Genomic DNA, 22,906 nt, shown 5'->3' with positions numbered 1-22,906 from the left:
GCTAACTTCTTGGCCGGAATTAGAATATACCATGCTGATATTAATTATGCAAGTCCTTTTTCGAAAAAATTTAATGCCCATTTTTGGGTAATGGTTCGAAGAGTACAAGGCATCAATTACAATCTATTTCTTCTATAGTTTTTATAGTAGGTTCTTTATAAAAAAACTGCTATATTCAGTTTTTCTGTAGACTAGACCATTCCTCTATATAAGAAGCAATCTGTTTCGCAGGATCAAAGACGGGACCACTGTGACATACTTCTAATCTAACCGGCTTTAGTTTTTCAACGATACGACTGCTTTGGACCGCTTCATGCATATCGCCCGTAAACATCTTCATCGGTCTAGTTAGTTTCCCCTTTTTGGATGTAAATAAATCACCTGCGAGCAGGACCTGATCCTGTTCATGAAAATATACAACATGACCTGGAGAATGACCCGGCGCTAAGTAAGTTTGCAGCGCTCCAAAGGAAGGAAGCTGACCATCTTCTTCTATATAAAAGGGACGGACTACATCTTTAGGCAAAGTCTGCTCTGCCTTTTTTCTTCTTAGGTAGGGCAAGTCGCCTTCCAGGTAAGGAATTTCTATTGGATGTGCATATACAGGTGCCTTGGTGCTCTCCACTATTTTTAAGACAGATCCTACATGATCTGAATGACCATGCGTTAAAAGAATTTGCTGTATAGGGCCTTTATCTAATTTCTTTACAAAAGCTAGTATGTCTTTAGCCATCCTGCCTATACCCGCATCCACTAAAGTAACGCCAATTCCCTCTTGATTGGCAACAATCCATACGCGGCACTCAAAGAACATCCAGCTTTTTAGTGTCCAAATATGATCTGAGATTTGTTCAATCTTCATGATTCACTATTCCCTTCTCTTATATTCTCATCAAACCCGAGCAGCAGCGTCTCAAACGCTAAGTTAAATGTCCTTTCTAGACGTTCATATAATTCTTCCATACTTTCTTTAGAGTACACGTAGGTGGAGATGATTCCATGGAGCATATAATAGTAAATCCGAGTAAAGGTGAGGATTCTTTCGTCTCCTTTGTGTAAAGAGAAGTTTTGCTGAATTGCAGTTTGGAGCATTCGGAAAAGATGATTGCGAGTTTCTGTAAGTGGGATCGCTGACTCTTTAAGGTCCACCCTCTCTGTATTAGCACCAAAAAAGAGAGCATGCATGTTCCGATGCTGTAAGCAAAAAGTGATAAACAGAACGCTCAACTGAATGACTCGTTCCTTCGGCAAAATATCTTGATCATCGAGTACATCCTGCATCTTCTCTTTCAATACGGAAAGTGGTGGTAAAGATAACGCATGGAGTAATGCCTCTTTGTCATTAAAATAGATATAGATCGTAGTGTGAGAACATCCTGCCGTTTTTGCAATTTCACGCATTGTGACAGAATCATATCCTCTTTCTGAAAACAAGGTAGCTGCTGCCGCTAAAATAGCCTGTTTTGTTTCCTCAGATCGTTGGGCTTGACTCCTTCCCATGAAGATAATCCTCCTCTTTTTATAACCATAGGTTAGTAACCAGTGGTTATATTGTAATATACTGGATGTATTGTTGTATATAGAAAAATAAAAACAAGCAAAGTGAGTTCTACACCCCCTGCTTGTTTTCGTAATTCGTTATCTGTTATTCATGATCGTAATTTACCATTTGTAATTTACGATCTATAATTCACGATCTATAATTCACGATCGTCTTTTAGAAAAGCGATTGTTTTCCAAGATGGACAAAACCGTAGAAGTGATAAAACAGGGTCTGGTAACTGGGAACGAATCTGGGCAAAAATTACACCGAAATACAGCCCCATGTTCGGATTCTATTCATCGTATCTATTTTCGCCATATCCGCATCTAGCTATTTTACACGTTCATTAGGTTCATCGAGTTCATTGAGTTCATTGAGTTCATTGAGTTCATTGGGTTAATTTGGTTCATTTTAATAACTACAATGTCTACTTTGAAAATCTTATTCCTCTTCAATGATGTGATTTCCCCCAACGATAACAAACGATGTGAACTCAGCTTTTTCAAGCGGTTTTGGCAGTTCCAATAACGGCAATTGATATCTTAATCGCACAGCCTCATCATGAAACCCGTGCTTTTTCAAAAAATATTCTACATTAAGCAGTGAGGGATGATCCGCTTGGGCTCCTACCTCACGTGCAATCCCAAGGACAGCTGGAGGGCTGGCTTTTTCTAAAAATGCTTGAACAGCAGCTTCATCTCTACTCTCGATTTGTTCTAACCATTGCTTCTCATCGTCTGATGCTGTACCGAATCTATTTGGCAGAACAACATGGAGGGATTCCCTAGTTAGAACACAAGCCTGTTTTATTCGTTCTTCTTGTAAAGCACGTATATACTCATAAGGGCGGTCAATAACAGGAAGTTCAAAAGTAGTACGCAGCATTGCTTTTACTTCTTCTGCATACTGTTTCTCTTCTGGTGTATCACCATAAGGAATCTCTTCTTCTTCACGCTTCCATTCAGTAACTTGCTTCAGGTAAGCATCTTCACTCTCGAAATCGTTATAAAATAATTCACTGTTATCCAAATGGATACTAAGGAAATCACGAAAATTACGAGCGATGAGCCTATTCGTATGTCCAAAATCCATGGGGCTGATACAAACAATGGGGGCCTCGTCCAAATTGTCTACTGTACCGAAATCAGTGAGGAACCCGTAATGAATCCCATCACAGCCATTTGATCCAAACACCACCACATCACATGGAGTACAGTAGTAGCGGAACCCTCCGATTTCTGGTATTAAACCAATTGTTGAATCTAAAACCTTCATATTCCCCTTTATTTCATGCCATTGATCCAGCTCCATTAGACGTTTTAGATCACTCGGAATCTCATATTTACCAAAGTTCATTCTAATCGCTTCATCTTGTTCCTTCATATTATGGCACCCTCCATTAAGACTGTTGTATCTAACAATACGGGAAGAGTGCCATGTTATCCTGCATTGCCATCTACTTACGCTCTCTAAGAACAATCGCGGTTAGAGGTTCAAGAATGATACCTTTATCTATCCATTGCAATCCTTTTGGATCTTTCAAATGATGAATGCCTGCTCTTGACTGATCGACAATAACATCTAATTCGGAAAAGTCTCTCGTTAGTCTAAGTCTTCTTGACTTGTCATCTGCATTCACAAAGACATGATAATACTCACTAAGGTTGCTGGAAGCACAGCTATATGCAATCACCAAATCCTCCTTAGTAATATCAGGAGACTTAATTAGGTTTACATTTTGATCAATAAGAGCATGATCTCCTAATCGAAAAGCATCCGATGACTTACGCAGCTGAATAAGGCCCTTCATATGTTCACGGGTTATATGATTTACTGGGTAGCTTGTAAGATCCGTCGCTTTTGCCCAGTCAAACCGGTTAATTGCATCCGATGAATCACAGGAATCATGGATAAAATAACCCACTACCTTGCCTTTGCTATCCGTAAGTTCATTATATTTATCCTCTGGCTGACCTGCCGCTTCCCATTGCTTCGTCCGCCCATATTCCTGACCACCGTGTATAAATACGGTCCCCTGTGAGGTCAACAGCAACACGTTTCCGATCCGAATACGCTGGTGAATTTCTTCATCGTGCTCAGCTACCTTTGGATCTTTATGAATCGAGATAGCAATCACATCATAGAGGGTTAGATTGTCATGAGCTTCGATATACTGCACCACATCTCCCGGACTGTCGGTCGGAAAGTTAGATGGCTGTGCCTTTATATTTTTGAAGATTAACTCTATATTCCTAGCTCCACCTGTCAAAAAATGAGGTTCTCCCTCAGATCCAAAACCTGACTTGAGCTCATTACGCATCTCATCGGAGAACACACCCACATTGTCCGTTTTATCCATCCAGTCTTGATCTGCGGCCATTCCTTTTAGAGACGCATCATGCTTGTCCCCTGCAAAAGTACGCCACCCTTCACCAATAAACAGCGGGCTTGGATGGATACGAGCAGCTTCATCGTACGCCATTTGTACGGCAGGATACGTTGCATCCCCCATCATATCCCAGCGCATTCCATCAATTTTATACTCGCTAAACCAGTATTTGACCGAATCAACGAGCAGCTTCTCAGCCATAGCACGGTCTGTAGCTAGATTGTTGCCAAATGCTCCAATAAACTCACCATCTGCATCCTGCCAAGCAAAATACCCAGGTACGATATTATTCAGGAAGTCCACAATGGCCATATGCGTATAAACCACATCTAAAATCACACCCATTCCTGCCTGATGAATCGCATGAATCAGCATTTTCAGTTCTGTAATGCGAAGCAGAGGATCTGCTGGATTCTCAGAATAAGCTCCAGTGGGCGAAAAATAATGCTTAGGATCATAGCCCCAGTTGTACTCATTGTTTATAGCGGAATGATGGAGTTCCCTCTCCCCCATTTTGGTCTCGTCACCATAATACCAAGCCATCACAGGCAGCAGTTGTACATGTGTCACTCCAAGAGATCGAATATAATCAAGCTTATCTACGAAAGCTCTATATGTACCCCACCTTGCTGAAAGTTCACCTTCTATAGCTGGATCAGAAGTAAAATCTCGTACATGGATTTCCCATATTATCGCGTCTTCCCTTTTCTTATAACCTTCTATATGTGCAAAATCAAATTGATCAGGAGCCGTTTTTGCGAGATTTACGATTGCCGCTTTCCCTATTCTGTCGTCATCACTTCCCGCATCTCCTGTAGTATTAACCCTCGACGGAGCCATTGATTTGGCGTAAGGGTCCAATACTTTTCGGACGATTCCTTCATTTGTTACTTCGTACTGATAAAAGTATCCGCATAAATCATCTGTACCGAGCTGTGAAGGCAATAGATGGATAGTCCACACCCCGCGATCTTCTTTAATAAGAGGAAACTGACCTACAAGCTGGGTGTCATCATTTTTATCGTATAAGTAAACAGTAACTGCTTCTGCAAGGGGTGCCCATAGTTTTAAAGTTACTTTGCCTGAATGGTAAGTCGCCCCTAAATCGTTCCCGCTGTATGCATACCTCTGATCGAACACTTTCCAATCGCCTGGTTTACGTACTACGTTTGTTTTCGCATCTTGGTACAACAGCTCTTTTTTCCCCATGTGATTTAACTCCTCTGCTGGATAACTTGTGATCTAGCCCTATTTATTAAAAACATGATTTCCTAAAATCAATGGTATAAAATCAAAACTGATTCACTAAGAACTATTAAGTCAAAAGTAGAGAGTAAAAACATAAGGAATAAAAATTCAACCTTTTTTAGCTTGTACTCAGCTTCTGTATTAATTCATCTCCTAACTGAACCGCTAGTTCTGTTAGAAGTGGAATTTCTTCTTTTGTAATCTGGTCGAGATGGGCACCGCAGCAAATTGCAAAGTTACCACGAAATGATTTGCGCAGCCGTACAGCAATTTCTTCTGTAATATAAAATTCCTTATGCGTCTGTAATTGAATCGTTTGAAGTGGTTCTAGACGAGCCCCCGCTGTAATGGTACCAAGGTGCGGACGATCTCCGCCCGTAATAAGTACGACTACATCCTCACCCATAAAAATGGCCTGTAGCTGTAGATGAATTCGTCCTGATTTTTTTTCGAGCACAATCATTAATAACTCACTCCTATCTCTCATCCTATATATCTAAAATGAGCCTACCTGGATCAAGATATGTATTCTGCTATAGAAATCACAAAAAAAGCAGCACTCTTTAAAAACAGAGCACTGCCTAACACCTGCTATCCGGTCATTCATTACATATAGAATTTGCTCCCCTATCCTTTACTCTTCGGTCAACCCCCTGATCTTCAAGATGCTTTCACTTAGCTTACGGCGGCCTGTTGGCTTATCCTTGTCGTGAAATTTTTCATCCAGCTGATCAAGCGTCCCTTGGTAACCCAGTGCAACAACTGCATGCGGTTCAATATATTCTGGGAGTCCCAGAACCTCAATTGCTTTTTCATGATTAAATCCACCAATTGCTCTTGTAGAAAGACCTAGGAGATTGGCTTGTATGGATAAATAACCCCAGGCTGTTCCTGCATCAAACTTATGGGCACTGTTGATTTCTCCGCTATCATCTCTTCTTTTATCTGACGCAATCAAGATAAGTACAGGAGCTTTATCCGTCCAAAGACGGTTCCCTGGCAGTATAAACTGCTGAAATAAGGTATGCTCTTCCTCCGTTTGTGCCACAGCAAAACGCCATGGCTGAAGATTACTGGATGAAGGTGCCCATCTAGCAGCCTCTAACACGGTATATAGAGTCTCGCTTGACACGGATTTATCTGCAAAAGATCGGGAAGACCAGCGTTCGATAAATAAAGGATCTACTGGGTATTCAGCATTTCGATACACCGAGATGTCTTCGGAAATTCCCGTTTCCTTTGTGCTCACTATAACCAGCTCCTTTGATTAGATAAGATCATATAAAATCATTTCTGTTATTATTATTGTTTTGTTCCAGGAAGGATGCGATATTTCTCTGTAAAAACTTCAAAAAAAGGAGTCGTGTCTCTTTCCGCCATTGTAGAAGTTGCACCTTTGTTCCAGCCAATCTCCGATCTCCAGCTGCCTAGCAGTCCTGAACTGCGAAGCTCCTCCTCATCTACCTCTACCGAAACTTCCGCTTGAGGTGCCACATATAATGCATCTACAGGACAGTAGGCTTCACATATAAAACAGGTCTGGCAATCTTCCTGTCTTGCAATAAAAGCAAGTGAATCATTCATTTCAAATACATTCGTCGGGCATACCTTAACACACATTTTGCAGCCTATGCAGCGATCTGTACTCACAAGTTCAATCACGAGCTTTGCCACTCCTTTTCAGGCAACATTTCATGAGCATGAGGAGCATGCTCCACACTTTGGCGGATATCATCAATGCCTGATAAAATGATGCGGTGGGTTTGAAGCGGGTCCATATAGGGATATTCTTTAAGCGCCTGGAGTCCTCTTGTTTCTTTGCGAACGAGTGCCGCAGTATACATCCATCTCGCAGCGGCTAGCATTCCAGCCGACTCTCTTGATTTCACTCGTTCTTGAACCGTGGAAGTCCTTAGACCATTGAGTGAAGGGAAAAGAGAATGTAATCGATCTAACGATTCCCTAATGACAGGTTCGCTTCGGAAGAAGTTAATTTCAAGCGGCAAAACTTCTTTTTGTATAGATGAGATCATGTGCTTTATAGACAGCTCACTCTTCTGTTCACTCTGCGTACTTACTAGTCCATATCTGCCCGCGGGTAGAAGCGAGCGTGTGTCTGCATTTCTAGAGTTCGCAAGGGCATACGCGGCCGCTCCTTCCCCTGCCCAAGTTCCGCTGCATATGGCCCAAGATGCGTTATATGATCCGCCTCCAGTCATTGCTCCCATCACTTTTTCCCGAGAAGCCGCATCTCCTGCTGCATATAATCCAGGAACCGTCGTTTCGCAATTACTCGTTGTTATACGAATCCCTCCCGTACCTCTCATGGTCCCTTCATAACGCAGTGTCAAAGGAAATTTATCACGAAACGGATCAATGCCGGCTCGTTCCAAAGGCATGAAAAAAATTGGATGTGCACTGCGTAAGAACGCACGCTTCTCTTCTGTATCTGCTAGATCTAACGAAGCATATACCGGACCTTCAAGGAGCAGCTTTTGCATACTGCCAGGAGTGCGTTCGCCCGATCGAATACGCTCACCATTCTTATCATACAGACTCGACCAAGCAAGCATTCGCCCTCTCGTTACACTTCCGTCAGCAAAGCTTGGTGCGTACTGCCTGCTAAATTCCATACCAGATAGGTCTGCACCTGTCTCGGCTGCCATTAATAACCCTTCACCCGTCAGCACATTGCAGCCAAGTCCTCTACTAAGAAACGTACACCCACCTGTCGCAATAATGACCGCGTTCGCTCGAACTTCGTAGTCAGCACCGGTTATTCGGTTGACCCCCCTTGCTCCTCCGACACCATGTTCATCGACGAGTAACTCCAGGGCAGGGGACTGATCCAGAATCGTAACCCCAGCTTTACGGACCACTTTTCTCATGAGTTTCATATATTCAGGTCCATGCAGATGAGTACGAAGTGTGGTTCCATCTAAATCTTTTGGAAAAGGGTACCCCCATTCCTCGATCAGCGTGAGGTTATGTTCTATTTGCTCAAGTACACGGTAGATCCATTCTGCCTCAGATAAATAACCTCCATCCTTCAGACGAGTTTGTACAGCCTTTTCTCTAAGTTCGGATACACCAGGTATAACAAGAAGCGTTGTCCCTCCTGGAGCCGTCGCCCCGCTCGAACCAAGATACCCTTTATCAGCGAGAACAACCTTAGCTCCCTGAGAGGCCGCACTCCAAGCAGCCCAGGCACCCGATGGACCTCCACCTAATACAAGTACATCTGCGGTCAACTTCACATCATGGTCATTTGGCATCTTCGTTCCCTCCTCTCCTTCCACTTATAGAGTGACTCTTCGCCTCCCTTATTTGAGTACCCAATCGTTAATTTCAAAATTCCTTTTCGCCAGTTTCTCCTCCACGAGGAAGTCTTTTGTTCCCTCCAGCAGTTTCAGCCCATCCTCTGTAAACGGTTCTTCCTTAATCGCACTTATTGGATTCGTCTGCTTCACGATCTCCACGGATTGACCTTGCAACTGAGCTATGAACTCGTAATACTCTTCTTCATGCTGCTTCAGGTCAGCGAGCGCCTTTTTACGGGCATCATTCCATACTTTTGGAAAATCAGGAAAAGAGGCAAGATACTCATCCGCTGCTACTGTAGTTCCGCTTCCTCTCAGATGGGGATGTTTTGTGGCATCATCAAGACGGATAAATCCTGCCTCGATCTGTTCTAATGCCCCCTGAGTAGTATTGTTTGTCATTGCATCTACATCGCCCCTTGCAAGGGCTGCCTTAGCATCGGGAATCAGCATGTGCACGAGTTTATAATCCGTTATACCTGCATCTTGCAGTAATCCAACCACATATCGATGCATAAAAGAGCCTTTTTGAATGGCAATCGTTTTTCCCTTCAACTCCGAAAGAGTCTTTGGTCCATCCTTTTTTCCTATTAGATAGCCAATCGAATTAGTTGATCCCTGTGTAATAAGACGGATTTTAGCTCCGGATGCATAGGCGATAATGGAAGGGGTATCTCCCATGCTCCCAAAATCAAGACGACCGCTGATAAGAGACTCTGTTAAATCGGGTCCGTTAGGGAAACCCGTCCATTTGACTTCAGTAATCCCGTGTTTCTTTAGCTCCTCCTGAATAATCCCTTTATGGAGGCCCCAACCTTCAGGTCCACCAGGTAAATTAAGATCATTCGTGCCAATAAACCCGAAGTTCAGTACTGGTTTTACGTTTCCCTTGGCATCTGCAGTGTCAGCTTTCGTAGCTGATGTCTGAGCACCTGGCTTAGCATCTGTGCTTTCTCCTCCTATATTACTGCAGGCTTGGAGTAATAATAAACTTAGGAACAATCCCGCTATAAACAGCCTTCGGGGTAGTATACTGCTTCTTTTCTTCGATTTCAGAAACTTATTAATCATATCTAATGGCTCCTCTTCGTTTCGATTAGCGTAAGCTGATAAATGAAAACATTGATTACATTATTCATGCTTTTCTTCGTCATTTTTCTTTGTATCTTAGGATCAGCCCAGATAACTATCCCGATAGTGAAGCAGCTTTTTCTCTAAAATCCGCATCATAGAGTCGATCAGCTTACCTACGGCAGCAAAAATGATAATGCCGACAAATATAACCTCTGTATCTGAATTTTGCTTTGCCTGATTAATAAGGAATCCAACCCCTGACTTAGAACCAATAAGTTCTGCTACAACAAGTCCAATCCAGGAGACAGCCAGCGACAAACGGACACCAAGCAAAATACTCGGTAAAGCTGCAGGAAGAATGAGTCGCATCAGTTTTTGCTTCAAGCTGAATTCCAGCACCTCTCCTACCTCATAAAGTTTGTTATCGACGTTTCGAATTCCCGTGTAGGTATGGATATAGAGTGGAAAAAAAGCGCCGCTTGTAATAATGACAACTTTGGATATCTCCCCAAATCCGAACCACAGAATAATGAGAGGGGCAATGGCAAGATGCGGAACAAGCCGCAAGACTTGAATACTCGGATCCACAAGATATGAGGCAATTCGCGAAAAACCTGTAAGGGTGCCAAGCGCTAATCCTAGAAAGGATCCTGCAAGAAATCCAATAAACGCACGATACATGCTAATCCCTAAATGATGAAAGATTTCTCCTGTAGCAATGAGATGAGAAAATTCCTGAGCAATGGAGAACGGAGTCGGTAAAAATAGAGAAGAGATATAGCCCTCACCCGCTGCATATTGCCATACTGCAATGACAATCAGCGGAATAAGCAGCGCAGCGGCTAGATCAGCTCCCTTTTTCCTCTTCCACTTCCGGATATTCATTGGCCGATACCCCTTGTGATGGTTTGCTGTGACTGTGCCTTGAATCTTACTTGGCCTATTTGCCTTATGCTGCAGTATCGGATCTGCCCGCTCGTTCATTTCCATCCTCCCTTTCTATTTCCCTAGCCACCATATGTATCTTTCCATCGCAGCATACGAGCCTCAACCAGCCTTACGAGCCCGTCCGTAGCCAAACCCGCACAAGCGAAAATAATGATGCCGACAAAAACGACCGGGGTGTCAGCGAATTGCCTGGCGTCGGACATCATATATCCAATTCCTGATGTAGAAGCAATCAGTTCGGCTACGACTAGTCCAAGCCAGGAAAGGCCAATCGATAACCTTACACCGAGCAAAATGTTTGGCAATGCTCCTGGAATCACAAGTCTTACGATTTGCTTCCATTTGTTGAAGCCAAGAACCTTAGCTACCTCAAATAACTTATTATCTCCCCCGCGAATTCCCATAAAAGTATTGATGTAGAGGGGAAAAAATGCACTTTTGGCGATAAGTAATACCTTTGATTCTTCACCAATTCCAAACCAGAGAATAAAAAGAGGTACTACAGCTAAGCTTGGAATCATTCTTATCATCTGAATCGATGGATCAAGAAACCTTTCTGAGGTTTTAAATAAACCTACCAGGAGTCCCAAAATAAACCCTAGACTTCCACCAAGCAGAAAACCAGCGAACGCTCGCATGATACTCACTTTAAAATGTCCCCATAAATCCCCTGATAGGGTTAGCTGGATTAGTGCTTTACCGATTGCAAATGGGGTTGGAAATAATAATTCAGAGATCACACCGTAAAATCCAAGAAGCTGCCATACTAGAAGTACGGATACAGGAATAATAAGACCAAGCCCCAAGAGGCTCCATTTCCCTGGACTCTGCTTTGAAGTCGTGACTGTAATACTGCTCAATCTGATTTCCCCTCTCCAACCTAAAATAGCGAAAATACCTTGCCGCCTTATGCAGGCTAGCAGGATATCTCCGCAAGTACGGTCGATATGTCATGACAACGGTATGTTGTCACAAAAAAAGAGGTATCGCTACGCGGCTGACGCGTGCAATACCTCTGTATGAACAGTCGGTTTATGAATTTCATATTAATCCAATGGGGATTAAGTAAATTCAAAATAACACCTTTTCCATTCTTTGTCAACGGAAATAAAATTGATTATTTCACATCTGATTAAGTAGCGAAAATTTCTATACCCTTGCTGCTATGAAATAAAGCCCATTAGTCGTTTTACTTCCTTTGTATTCGCCTTAGAAGTTAGCTTCTCGAGCAGAAGGAACGCTACATCAAAACCCATTGACGGACTTGATGAAGTGATTAGATTATCGTCGATAACAATCGGCTCGTCAGGAATGATTTTTGCGCCCATCTTAGCAAGTTGGGCCTGTCTTTTTCCATTACTCAAATTGTATGTTGTGGCGTTTCTTCCATCGAGAACCCCGCTTTTTCCCAGGATCAGCGCTGCTAAACAGATCGTCGCAATGATCTTTTTCTGACGGTTAAATTCGCGTACCAGCTCCAGCACATCTTCCCTGAAGGCATCCTCAAAATAACCCGCTTCTTCAAATCCGCCTGGGATCGCTAATACATCGAAATCATTCGCACTAACATGGTTAATTAACAATTCTGGTGTCACCTTGAAATTCCACGTACACGCTAGTGTGTCTCTCGTTCCTACGGTTATGAGTTCCGTAGTCCCATCCCCCTCCAGATGGTTCCAACCAAGCACATCGGTAAATACACTGGCTTCTATTGCTTCAAATCCATTTGGCAACAACAAACAAATCCGCTTCATAAGGATCGTCTCCCTTTCTGCTTTCTTCATAGAACCTTAGCAAAAAAAGGGATATAATACGAAAAATAAAGGATAGATGAAAATCAAAACCAATGCACCCAGGAGGAAAATAAATGATTGTATCACCAGAGCAAACAACTGTAGGATTTATCGGTACCGGAGTTATGGGCAAAAGCATGGCAGGGCATCTGCAAAAAGCCGGCTATCCTCTTCATGTCTACACAAGAACTGCCGCCAAAGCAGAAGAATTGATCAAGCAAGGTGCAACTTGGCATGAGTCACCGGCAAGCCTTGCAGCAGCATGCGAGGTGATTATTACTATGGTAGGGTACCCCAAAGACGTGGAAGAAATTTATCTTGGAGAAATTGGAATCATAGCAAACGCTCCTTCGGGAGCTTATCTGATTGATATGACGACATCTAGTCCACAGCTCGCGGCACGAATCCATGAAGAAGCTTTGAAGTCAGGGATGCATGCTCTTGATGCGCCAGTATCAGGTGGAGATATTGGTGCGAAGAATGCCAAACTATCCATCATGGTCGGCGGAGAGAAAGCAGATTATGAAGCAGTTAGCCCCATCTTTGGACTGATGGGCGAAAATATTGTATACCAGGGACCTGCAGGAGCTGGTCAACACACAAAAATGTGTAACCAAATCGCGATTGCATCCAATATGATGGGTGTCTGTGAAGCAATAGCGTATGCAAAAACTTCAGGACTGGATCCTGAGACCGTATTGAAAAGTATTGAGACAGGCGCCGCAGGAAGCTGGTCACTAAGCAATCTTGGTCCGCGAATGATAGCAGGCGACCATGAACCTGGATTTTTCGTCAAACATTTTATTAAAGATATGGGTATTGCTCTATCTTCGGCAGAAGAGATGGGGCTGCAGACACCGGGTCTTGCTTTGGCCAAGTCTTTGTATGAAGAGTTATCAGACCTTGGATACGACGATAAAGGAACGCAAATCTTATATCAGTACTATATGAAATTCAGCAACTAAATCTATCTTTGTACAAGGGAGGGACATAATTCCGATATCATCGGGCAAAGATATAAAGGCATAAGAACTGCCTAATCTTCCCTTTATGCGCCTATTAGATGAAAAAAAGGACCTTCTATGCTACAATACTGAAATTGCTCTGGCAATTATTCTAGGGAGGTTTATGGTATCGCATGCTGATTATTGGTATTGCCGGGGGAACCGGTTCAGGTAAAACAACAGTAGCTCGTTCCGTTATTGAACGTCTAGGTTCGAGTAAAGTGACTTTTATATCTCAGGACAACTACTATAAAGATCAGGCTCATCTTAGTTTGGCTGAGCGTGAGCTCACTAACTATGACCATCCGTTTGCGTTTGATAATGAGCTGTTAATTCAGCATTTAAATGCTCTTAAAAATGGACAAACTGCCTTTGCTCCTGTTTATGATTTTACAATACATGCACGTTCTGCATCAGAGACAGTCCAGCTAAAACCAAACAATATCATCATTATAGAAGGATTACATGTTCTTTCAGATGAAAACCTGCGCGCGATGCTGGACATTAAGGTATTTGTAGACTCTGATCCCGATGTACGGATTCTGCGTCGTGTTGTGCGTGATATTGAGGAACGTGGACGGACCATTCAGTCCATTCATCAGCAGTACCTCGCAACGGTAAAACCGATGCATGAAGCATTTATTGAGCCTTCTAAGAAGTATGCTGACATTATTATTCCTGAGGGTGGACACAACCAAGTAGGCATTCAGCTTCTGACTGTCCTTACGGAAAAATATCTGTCTGGCGAAAAAAATTGGTGACAGCCCGTTAATTAATTGTGTAAAACAAATAAAAGGAGAGACTTTCTTGCCTGAAAAAGGCTGTGGAGCCTCTCCTTTTTCATATCTAATGCAACTTCCTGCCCATTACTGTTGTTTATAAGTTAAGTGTAGAAGTAAATATAAGTGACTAGTAAGGGTGGGAATTACGATGAAAATGAGTCCCTCAGAACGATGGGCTATGTACCCTATGCATCTCATGTTTATGTTTATGATCCATTTCTGCTTTGGAGGGATGAATATTCTCTGGTCCATTTCCTACGGGGAAAACAGTGCTGGAATCTATGTCTTTACAGCTCTCTTCTTGCTTACCTGGCTGCTCTATTCGATATCGATGAGAAATCATCGGATCGATTTCATGATTATAACTTCTATCTACTGGCTTGGCGGACTGGCATTTTTTTTGTTGCTTTACACCTATAATCAAGATTCCACTACCACTTTTATTCTGTTATTCCCCTTCTATGGCACCATTGTTGGTTTTAGCCAATTATTTATAAATACATCTTATGAAATCACCGGAATGATCAGCTTTCATTTACTTTACTATGCAATGATTCTACTCTTCACCCTGTTGGCAGAGAGGCGTTCGAAGCGAATGAACAAGACCATATAACCGTTCTGTAACAGCACTAAAAATGGTGCAATAACAAATAAACATCCCCCAGTGTGGTTACCATCGGAGGATGTTTATTTGTTTTATAGGTTTTTAAGCTGTACGTTTGTAAGCTTTGAATGCTGCCTCTTTCTCTGCTTTCTTGCTCAGTGGAGGATTCATTGTCATAGCAATCAGGACGGAGATTACACATAGTCCGCCAATAACGATGAAGGTTGACTGAAAACCGCCCATCATTGCAGCGATAAACGAACCGGACAGTGCACCAATCCCGAAACCTTGATAGATAACGCCATAGTTTTTGGTTTGATTTTTTAGTCCAAAGAAGTCACTTACTATCGCTGGAAATACGGTAATATTACCTCCAAAACAGAATGCAATCGCTGCTACACAAGCGAAGAACAATCCAAAGTTTAATGGAACGAAGCTAAGTACGACTGCGGATGCTGCCGTTACAGCCAGTGTGCAGCCCACTAGTTTTAAGCGGCTGACTTTATCAGACAATGCTCCAAGAATAAGTCGCCCTGCTGTATTAAAGATAGCAACAAGAGCTACCGCATTAGCTGCCGTCGCTGCATCAAGATGGGCTAGCTGAACACCGATATCTTTTACAATACCAATTAAATATAATCCACTCATACAAGCAGTGAAGAAGATAACAAACAGCAGATATGCTTGTTTCGTGCGAAGCATCTCTCCCACTGTATAATTCACCTGCACAGGAACTGCTGCTTTTGAGGTTGTTGTCTGCGTTTTAGAGCCAACCTTAGCTTCTTCGGGTTCTACTGATGCTTCTCTTACGAGCATCGAACCCACTAAGATCATAGCCATGACAATGAGTCCCCAATACAGGAATGCTTGAGAAACACCAACGGAATGAATCAAACCACCATTAACATATTTAAAGATAAGACTTCCTGTACCATATGCCCCAACGGAGATACCAGAGATAAGTCCTTTTCGATCAGGGAACCATTTCATAAGATTGGATAAAGAAGTTATATACGCCGTACCGTCGGCGAATCCGACAATTACGCCAGCTAGAATATACAGAGAAGCCAGTGAACTTGCTTGCGAACTAAGGATTAATCCAATACCAAGCAGAATACCGGCGGCAGCTGTCAATTTGCGAAGACCAATTTTCTCTTGTATCTTCCCTGCAAAGAGAGTGGAAAAGGCGAGCGCAAAGCTGGTTATTGAAAATGTAATGGAAACCGAACTGAGTTCCCATCCGAATTTGTCAACAAGCGGTGAATTAAATAAACTCCATGTATAGATGGTTCCAAGCCCCATCTGCATAATAACGGTACCAAGAACAATAAGAAGGCGATTTACAGGTTTTCCATTCATGTTGCTTTCCTTCTTTCTTTTGTCTAATGTAAGTGTACTTGAGCTCTTAACACACTCTTATTTTAGCGCTTACATTCAAGGAAAAGCGAAAACAGGAATGAAATAACCTGAATTCGGAATGAAATGCCTCTATAGTCGCATAAGTTGCCTGAACTCTTTAGCTTTACTGCGGCTGACAGGGATTTCAGCATCAATCTCACTTAACCGAAGTAAATATGTATTATTAAACCATGGGACAATCTCTTTAATTTTCTCTGTGTTCACAAGATAGGAACGGTGACAGCGGAAAAAGACCTCTTTAGGAAGGCGCTCATAAAATTCGCTGATACTGAGTTGCATCATGTATTTCTCGTTCTTCGTCACGACCTCTGTTGTCTTCTCTTGAGCTACCGCATAATAAATATCGTCTGCATCAACAACCATGATCTTTTCGTTTTTATATAGATTCACCTTTGTAATGGAAGGCGTATGTTGTTCCGGCATCGCTCTGCGCTGTCCTATATATGCCGTTTCCAGTTTTTCCAGCATAGAAGTGATGCGGGACTCACTGTAAGGTTTGAGAATATAGTCAAAGGCCTCTACTTCAAATGCTTCCACTGCGTGTTCCTTATATGCTGTAATAAAGACGATGTAAGGTTTAACAGAAAACTTACTGATATTATGGGCAAGCAACACCCCGTCAATTGAAGGAATATTGATATCTAAGAACAAGACGTCAACCTCTTGACTCTGCAAAAATTTCAGAGCATCCAGACCATCCTCAAACTCAGCGTCTACCTTGATCTTGCTATGTGCTTCTATTAAATAACGCAGCTCTTGCCTGGCTAATACTTCATCTTCCACGATGATTGCTCTCATTTACTGAACACCTCTTTTTGTCACATCAAAATCTATACTTGTCCCCTGCTCTAACCGGCAGATACGAAGACCTTCACCATAGATAAGTTTCACACGCTGATGCACATTATATAGTCCAATTTTGTTATCAGGCATATTGTCACTGTACACATTTCGGATAATCTCCGGTGCTATTCCCGCTCCTGTATCCGTGATGCTAATCCTTACATTTTCTCCGAGATCCTTGACCGAAATCGTCACTTTCCCCGGCCCCTTAACCTTCAGAATACCATGGATTATTGCGTTCTCAACAAGCGGCTGAATAATAAGGCTTGGGATGCACACTTCTACTTCGTCAATATCATATTCCACTTCAAGCCGATTCCCGAATCTAGCTTTCTCAATCTCTACGTAATGGTTAACTTGCTCAAGTTCTTTGCGGATATCAATTATCTCATCACTAAGCTCCAGGTTAAAACGCATATAACCAGACAGGTTTACAATCAATTCTCTCGCTCTATCAGGATCAGTACGAATAGAAGAAGCGATGGCATTCAGCGCATTAAATAGAAAATGAGGATTAATCTTCGTCTGAAGTGCCTTCAGCTCTGCTTTATTTGCCATTATTTTAATTCCCTCTACTCTTGACACTTCCATGAGTGTAGAGATCATCTGCGACAATCCTACTGCCAGCGCTTGCAGGGAATCCGTAATTTTATGTGCCTTCGCATAATAAATCTTGAGGGCTCCGGTTACTTCTCCCTTTTCTTTCAGCGGAATAATAATCAGGGATTTAATAAAAGGGTTCGTATGCTCTGCATCATTGTTACGTATCATGATTTCCCCGCTTTTCAGCGTGTTTTTCGTTTCCTCACTGATGATGGCATGCTGCTCCTTATAGTACTCCTCACCCACGCCAATATAAGCTAGAATCTGCTTCGTATCGGTGATCGACACTGCATCTGCGCCAATTTCATCCTTGATAATGTGACAAATGGTATGAAGCGAATCTGGAGTGATGCTTCGAAAATAAGGCAATGTTTTATTCGCAATATCGAGGGATAGTTTAGCCTGTTTGGCTGCGACTAGTTCTTTCTCCCCTTCAACACTCTGTACGAGCATGACAATAAGACCCACGCTGACTTGGCTGACAATCATGGGAAGGCCAATCCGAGAAACGATAACCACACCAAGCGAAGTAGGCTCAGCCAATACGATAATTAAAATCATCGTTAACGCTTCACATGCCATACCGGCGATGATCCCCATCTTCCATCTGCGTTCCCGTGATGTAATACGATATATTTGTCCTGACACGAACCCTGCTGTAATACTCGTAATCAGGCAAGGCAAGGAAGTAACACCCCCGATATCAATCAAAAAACGATGAATCCCGGAGATAATCCCTGTGGCAAGACCGACCCAAGGGCCAAATAGGATCCCGCCCGATAAGATGGCAATGATTCGCACATTCACAAGCGAACCTTCAACATTAATACCGCTATAGGTACCAAATAAGGCAAACCCGCTGAAAATGATGGTTGCTAGAATAAGTTCATATCCCGTTTTTTCCCTTTGCCCAAAGAAAGCTTTAAATCCTGGTATTCGTGTCAGCACAAATAAACACATCAGCAAAAGAGCTGCGCGTTCTAACAGCTGAAGCAACATTAACAAAGACTCCTGCATGACGTTCCATCACTCTCCAAATATAAAATAGCGATCCGTTCCATACCCTTACATTTTGTTATTGTACCACAGAAAAACTCTTGTTTAATGCCATTGAACCTTACTAAGAAACCACCCAAAATTTAAATTATTTTTCTGTTTATGATTAGAACTTCGATTATGCGGTTATAAAATCAACAGCAAACGAAAAACAATGGAAAGGTGATGTTAAATATGGGTTGGTTATGGGCGTTAATTATTGGTGGTATTATTGGTTGGTTAGCAGGTCTAATCGTCGGCAAGGATATTCCATTCGGTATTGTTGGTAATATTATCGCTGGTTTTGTAGGGGCTTGGCTTGGTGGTCTTCTACTCGGAGAATGGGGACCTGAAACAGGTGGATTCTATATCTTCCCTGCACTGATTGGTGCGATCGTTCTCGTTGCTATTCTTAGTCTTATTCTTCGAAGTACAAGAAGAGCATAAGGAGAAACATCGTAAGATCTTTATTCATTACATTACTGATATTATAATTACCATAGTACCAGAGAGAGTTTGAACTCTCTAAACAAACCCGAAGTCTCTAGGAGACCTCGGGTTTGTTTTTTTTGATATCCCAGAACATCTAAGTTTACATCCATTTCTCAGCCCATTTTTCGAACACTCGAAGTGTAACTCCCAGCTCGTTTCCCTTTCGGGTTAATGAATATTGTGTTCTAACAGGGCGATCTGTTATCACGTTTCGAATTACAATACCATAATCCTCTAATTCCTTCATGCGTTCATTCAACATCCGCTTACTCAAGTCAGGAATAGCACCTAAAATTTCACTAAATCTCTTTGGCTCTTTCGATAAGGTATGAATAATAATTCCAACCCACTTCTTACCTAAAAAATTATATCCTTCTTCGACTTTATTACATGCCTCCTGTGTATCATTTCGCCCAGTCACAACATGCACCTCCAAGTACTTGCAATACTTTTATTACCTTATGTGAGAATATATAACTTAGTAACATTAAATAACCTATTTATATTATTCTACCACAATTTTTTTAACTCTAAAATCTTGACAAGTACCGCTTTTTATTTAGGTTCACAAGATTGACACAGATTTAGCGAGGGGTTAATATGGTTATGTAAAGTAACTCGTACATAAAAAGTTACCTAAAATCCATTATAAGTAAGGGGTGTAGCTATAGGAGCATATTGGTTTGTCACATTAGAAAGTACAAGGTTTAATGCAACGCAAAGACAGCATGAATTCTGTAATAGTTTTAAAACCGCTTACAACACCTATTAGACGAAGGATATTGAATCAAACGAAGTAACTAGAAGGTAAAGTGTCGATGATCTCTGACAAATTAGCATTAAAAACACAGAACCAGAAAGCTTATTTATCTAAAAAGCACCCTATAGTAATAATCAGCATTATAGCCTCACGATGATTTTTATGGACTTTAAAGACTTCTTTGTGATTGTGATAAAAGTCGCTGAATGATTAGAATGACTATCTATTTAAACTAAATCTGTTTCTTTACCTCGTAATGCATCTTTTCACAAAACTACATAAAAAAATTAGACTTATACATACCCTAAGAGGGAATTAAGGAGACAGCATGATTAAAAATAAGAAAAAAATCCACTTTGCTTGGTGGATACTAGTAGGCGTATCCATCATGGTTGGATTAACAAGAGGCGGCCTCAATAGCTCAGGCGGACTATTCCTGACGCCCGTTACACAGGATTTAGGTATTCGTATGGGAGACTTAAACATCTACTTTAGTATTGCTTCCATTGTTACTATGATCTTCCTGCCCTTCGCTGGTAAGATGATGGCTAAGTACAATCTCCGCAGTCTACTCATGATTGCGGTTGTACTACAAGCTGGTTCATTTGCAATGTTCGGGTTCATGAGCTCTGTATGGGGTTGGTATTTGTTCTCAATTCCCATGGCTATTGGCGCTGTTTTTCTTACCCAGATGGCAGGACCCGTACTGATTAACAATTGGTTTAAGAAGAATAAAGGTCTGATGATCGGTATTATGATGGCTGTATCCGGCGGTTTGGGCGCAGTGCTTCAACCTATCATTGGTAACTTATTAGCTAATGAGGGCTGGAGAAATACTTACATTATCATTGGTGTGGCTGTTATCATCATCGTCATTCCTGTTGTATTTTTCGCACTTCGAATGTCGCCAATAGAAAAAGGTCTGCAGCCTTATGGCGCAGATGAAGTTACTGAAGAAGATGAATCGAAAACACCTGTACTTGAAAAAGGAGTTTCATTTGGAGCAGCGAAGAGATCGTCTGCACTCTATGCATTAATTGCCTTCCTATTCTTTATTACTGCCATTGGATGTTTTGCTCAACACGTTCCAACCTTTGCAGTAAAACAACTTGGTTATGATGGAATATTTGCAAGTAACGCGATGGCGGGATGGATGGTCGGAGCATTACTTGGCGCTTTAGCTTTCGGATTCTTAACCGATAAGATTGGTGCGAGAAACACAGCTATTTTTGCTATGATCCTAGGTCTAGTTCCTGTGACCATTCTATTAACATCTGCTGATAACTCAGTGATGTTCTCTATTGCAATGGTGATTTTCGGATTTGTAGTTTCATCGATTGGAACACTTGGACCCCTGCTGACATCGGCTTTGTTCGGTAATAAAGAATACAGTCAGATCTATGCAATCGTAGCTCTAGGACTCGCTGTAGCAGGAATTGTTGCCTTGCCTGGATATGGATATATTTACGATGCAACGGGTTCTTACACTCCTGTGTTAATTGGCATTGCTTGTATGATGGTTATAAATATCCTCATGATTATCCTCGCGTTTAATGGGAAGAAAAAGCTTGAAAAAGCAGGTGCATTTAACTAATCCTCTTTCGGATAAAATAAAAAAGACTGCGGGCAAACTAGTTTAAGCTAGTTTGCCTGCAGTCTGGGAGGTTTCCTAGAAGGAAACCTCTTTTTGTTATCCACTAATTGAACGGATTGCAATTATAATAAGGTCCCGTTCACAAGACGCCCTTTGTACCATACCGCTGCTCGCTCTGATCTTCGGGCAACGGCTTCAGCCGCACAACTCGCATGCACTAACACAAAACTTGCTGTGTCCCCTGCTTTTGGCCATACTTGTTCACCTTTGGAACTAAGCGGTGTTATCCCGCCTGTAATAAAACCAAGAGACTGAGATAAAGAGAACTCATCATCACATCCATATAATTCTGCATAGCGCCCTGCCTTTTCAAGCTGATCGCCGTTACCAAAAGGAGACCAGTGATCGGTTAGGCTGTCCGTTGACAGTTTAACGTTAACTCCCATCTTATGTAACATCGGAAGAGGCATTGTTGATCTTCCAATCGGTACGGTCGATGTGATTGACATGCCGAGTGAAGCCATTCGAGCTGCTAACTCCTCAGCTTCCTGTGCTTCCGCGCTGGCAAACCAGAAAGCATGACTCACGGTAACCTTCCCTTGCAATCCTGCTTCTTCCGTCAGATCAGCAAGTCTCGTTAATGTTTGCTTACCCGCTTCATTTCTATCATGTAGGTGAATATCAATTCCCGCTTTACCCGCTACAGCTATCTCTACCATTGTCTGCAGTGATTTCTCGATATCTCCATCCACCGTGTATGGATCTACCCCGCCCACATGAGTTGCTCCCTCAGCTATTGACTGCTTTACCAACTGTACAGAATCAGATCTAAGCAATCCGTGCTGCGGAAAAGCTACAATCTCTGAGGAGATTTTTCCCGAAAATGTATCCAAAGCTTGCTTTGTTGCTTCTAACCTATGTAGTCCGCTCACCGGTTCAATATTACAATGACTTCGAACATATGTAGAACCATATCCCTGTATAAGTTCCAAAATACTCTCGGCTTGTTGTCTTGCCGCCGGCAGGAGCTTCGGTAATAATCGCTTCTCTTCTTCAATCCTTTCAAAGATACTGGTTACCTTTCGTACCGCTTGCCAAGGACCACCATAATACGTTTTATCCAAATGAATATGCGCTTCCTCAAAGGAAGGAAGCATTAATAATTGCTTGCCGTCGTATCTAGGAAGAGGACTCACGATCTCTTTACCTGCCTCCACAACTTCCGCAATTACACTATCTTCGATTCGAATGTGACAAATCTCTGTCTTCGTACCCACTACTTGTCCATTTTCCATGACATATCCCTGTTCTAATCTTACATTGGTTAACCAATAAGAAGCATTCATCATATCATCACCCTCTTTTCCACACAATGGTATCATAGCTGCCAATAAACGAAAAATATAAATAAAGTTTTGATGCTACACTTTTTTCATATATAAAGAGGCATATCTA

The 22,906-nt window shown here is 42.1% G+C and carries 22 protein-coding genes; 5 read left to right on the top strand and 17 right to left on the bottom strand.

Going from position 1 to position 22,906, the window contains the following annotated elements; all coding sequences use genetic code 11:
* Nucleotides 1-175: 175 nt before the first annotated feature.
* The 12 genes from GQY27_RS18940 to GQY27_RS18885 form a co-directional block, all read right to left on the bottom strand.
* Entirely contained in the window at nucleotides 176-862 is a 687-nt protein-coding gene (locus tag GQY27_RS18940; RefSeq protein WP_160036816.1) for an MBL fold metallo-hydrolase, read from the bottom strand.
* The gene (locus tag GQY27_RS18935) at nucleotides 859-1,500 is read right to left on the bottom strand and encodes a TetR/AcrR family transcriptional regulator (RefSeq protein ID WP_160036815.1); all 642 of its coding nucleotides are present in this window, start codon (nucleotides 1,498-1,500) and stop codon (nucleotides 859-861) included. The genes GQY27_RS18940 and GQY27_RS18935 overlap by 4 nt, the downstream gene beginning before the upstream one ends.
* Before the next feature lie 484 nt (nucleotides 1,501-1,984).
* Nucleotides 1,985-2,926, bottom strand: a complete 942-nt coding sequence (locus tag GQY27_RS18930; protein WP_160036814.1) for a hypothetical protein — start codon at nucleotides 2,924-2,926, stop codon at nucleotides 1,985-1,987.
* A 73-nt stretch (nucleotides 2,927-2,999) separates the two neighbouring features.
* Complete coding sequence (locus GQY27_RS18925) at nucleotides 3,000-5,141, bottom strand: alpha-amylase family glycosyl hydrolase (protein WP_160036813.1); 2,142 nt, start codon at nucleotides 5,139-5,141, stop codon at nucleotides 3,000-3,002.
* Nucleotides 5,142-5,298: 157 nt separating this feature from the next.
* Nucleotides 5,299-5,643: a prenylated flavin chaperone LpdD gene (lpdD, locus tag GQY27_RS18920; protein ID WP_160036812.1), complete on the bottom strand. Its 345-nt coding sequence runs from the start codon at nucleotides 5,641-5,643 to the stop codon at nucleotides 5,299-5,301.
* A gap of 171 nt (nucleotides 5,644-5,814) precedes the next feature.
* Nucleotides 5,815-6,429: a nitroreductase family protein gene (locus GQY27_RS18915; RefSeq protein ID WP_236570658.1), complete on the bottom strand. Its 615-nt coding sequence runs from the start codon at nucleotides 6,427-6,429 to the stop codon at nucleotides 5,815-5,817.
* Between the two features lie 53 nt (nucleotides 6,430-6,482).
* Nucleotides 6,483-6,842 carry a 4Fe-4S dicluster domain-containing protein gene (locus tag GQY27_RS18910; RefSeq protein WP_160036811.1) on the bottom strand — a complete coding sequence of 120 codons (360 nt, stop codon included), beginning with the start codon at nucleotides 6,840-6,842 and terminating at the stop codon, nucleotides 6,483-6,485.
* Complete coding sequence (locus GQY27_RS18905) at nucleotides 6,839-8,455, bottom strand: FAD-dependent oxidoreductase (protein ID WP_160036810.1); 1,617 nt, start codon at nucleotides 8,453-8,455, stop codon at nucleotides 6,839-6,841. The genes GQY27_RS18910 and GQY27_RS18905 overlap by 4 nt, the downstream gene beginning before the upstream one ends.
* A gap of 48 nt (nucleotides 8,456-8,503) precedes the next feature.
* A complete protein-coding gene (locus GQY27_RS18900) occupies nucleotides 8,504-9,571 on the bottom strand; it encodes an ABC transporter substrate-binding protein (protein ID WP_160036809.1) in 1,068 nt (355 codons plus the stop codon).
* Between the two features lie 102 nt (nucleotides 9,572-9,673).
* Nucleotides 9,674-10,459 carry an ABC transporter permease gene (locus tag GQY27_RS18895; protein ID WP_160036820.1) on the bottom strand — a complete coding sequence of 262 codons (786 nt, stop codon included), beginning with the start codon at nucleotides 10,457-10,459 and terminating at the stop codon, nucleotides 9,674-9,676.
* Nucleotides 10,460-10,581: 122 nt separating this feature from the next.
* Entirely contained in the window at nucleotides 10,582-11,382 is an 801-nt protein-coding gene (locus GQY27_RS18890) for an ABC transporter permease (protein WP_201450761.1), read from the bottom strand.
* A 303-nt stretch (nucleotides 11,383-11,685) separates the two neighbouring features.
* The gene (locus tag GQY27_RS18885; protein WP_160036808.1) at nucleotides 11,686-12,276 is read right to left on the bottom strand and encodes a DJ-1/PfpI family protein; all 591 of its coding nucleotides are present in this window, start codon (nucleotides 12,274-12,276) and stop codon (nucleotides 11,686-11,688) included.
* Between the two features lie 113 nt (nucleotides 12,277-12,389).
* Between GQY27_RS18885 and GQY27_RS18880 the strand changes: the two genes are divergently transcribed.
* The 3 genes from GQY27_RS18880 (at nucleotide 12,390) to GQY27_RS18870 (ending at nucleotide 14,714) form a co-directional block, all read left to right on the top strand.
* Nucleotides 12,390-13,280 (top strand): NAD(P)-dependent oxidoreductase, encoded by an 891-nt coding sequence (locus GQY27_RS18880; RefSeq protein WP_160036807.1) that lies wholly within the window; start codon nucleotides 12,390-12,392, stop codon nucleotides 13,278-13,280.
* A gap of 173 nt (nucleotides 13,281-13,453) precedes the next feature.
* Nucleotides 13,454-14,080 (top strand): uridine kinase, encoded by a 627-nt coding sequence (gene udk / locus GQY27_RS18875; RefSeq protein ID WP_160036806.1) that lies wholly within the window; start codon nucleotides 13,454-13,456, stop codon nucleotides 14,078-14,080.
* A gap of 169 nt (nucleotides 14,081-14,249) precedes the next feature.
* Nucleotides 14,250-14,714: a hypothetical protein gene (locus tag GQY27_RS18870; RefSeq protein WP_160036805.1), complete on the top strand. Its 465-nt coding sequence runs from the start codon at nucleotides 14,250-14,252 to the stop codon at nucleotides 14,712-14,714.
* Nucleotides 14,715-14,807: 93 nt separating this feature from the next.
* On the opposite strand, the gene GQY27_RS18865 is transcribed toward GQY27_RS18870, so the two are convergent.
* The 3 genes from GQY27_RS18865 to GQY27_RS18855 all read right to left on the bottom strand — a co-directional run bounded on the left by GQY27_RS18865 (nucleotide 14,808) and on the right by GQY27_RS18855 (nucleotide 18,587).
* A complete protein-coding gene (locus tag GQY27_RS18865) occupies nucleotides 14,808-16,064 on the bottom strand; it encodes an L-lactate MFS transporter (RefSeq protein WP_160036804.1) in 1,257 nt (418 codons plus the stop codon).
* A 129-nt stretch (nucleotides 16,065-16,193) separates the two neighbouring features.
* Nucleotides 16,194-16,922, bottom strand: coding sequence for a LytR/AlgR family response regulator transcription factor (locus tag GQY27_RS18860; RefSeq protein WP_160036803.1), 729 nt, complete (start codon nucleotides 16,920-16,922; stop codon nucleotides 16,194-16,196).
* Complete coding sequence (locus tag GQY27_RS18855) at nucleotides 16,923-18,587, bottom strand: sensor histidine kinase (protein WP_201450760.1); 1,665 nt, start codon at nucleotides 18,585-18,587, stop codon at nucleotides 16,923-16,925. It lies immediately after the preceding gene.
* Between the two features lie 213 nt (nucleotides 18,588-18,800).
* Between GQY27_RS18855 and GQY27_RS18850 the strand changes: the two genes are divergently transcribed.
* On the top strand, nucleotides 18,801-19,052 hold the full coding sequence (locus tag GQY27_RS18850; protein WP_160036801.1) for a GlsB/YeaQ/YmgE family stress response membrane protein: 252 nt from the start codon (nucleotides 18,801-18,803) through the stop codon (nucleotides 19,050-19,052).
* A gap of 145 nt (nucleotides 19,053-19,197) precedes the next feature.
* On the opposite strand, the gene GQY27_RS18845 is transcribed toward GQY27_RS18850, so the two are convergent.
* A complete protein-coding gene (locus GQY27_RS18845) occupies nucleotides 19,198-19,518 on the bottom strand; it encodes a winged helix-turn-helix transcriptional regulator (RefSeq protein WP_160036800.1) in 321 nt (106 codons plus the stop codon).
* A gap of 667 nt (nucleotides 19,519-20,185) precedes the next feature.
* Between GQY27_RS18845 and GQY27_RS18840 the strand changes: the two genes are divergently transcribed.
* On the top strand, nucleotides 20,186-21,451 hold the full coding sequence (locus GQY27_RS18840; RefSeq protein ID WP_160036799.1) for an MFS transporter: 1,266 nt from the start codon (nucleotides 20,186-20,188) through the stop codon (nucleotides 21,449-21,451).
* A 122-nt stretch (nucleotides 21,452-21,573) separates the two neighbouring features.
* Here GQY27_RS18840 and GQY27_RS18835 read toward each other — a convergent pair whose 3' ends face one another.
* Entirely contained in the window at nucleotides 21,574-22,797 is a 1,224-nt protein-coding gene (locus tag GQY27_RS18835; protein WP_160036818.1) for an amidohydrolase, read from the bottom strand.
* Between the last annotated feature and the right edge of the window lie 109 nt (nucleotides 22,798-22,906).

Origin of the sequence: Paenibacillus sp. An7 (assembly GCF_009870785.1) — a bacterium.
GTDB lineage: Bacteria > Bacillota > Bacilli > Paenibacillales > Paenibacillaceae > Paenibacillus.
Note: the sequence above shows the minus strand (reverse complement) of the source record. Positions and strands in the feature narration are given on the sequence as shown.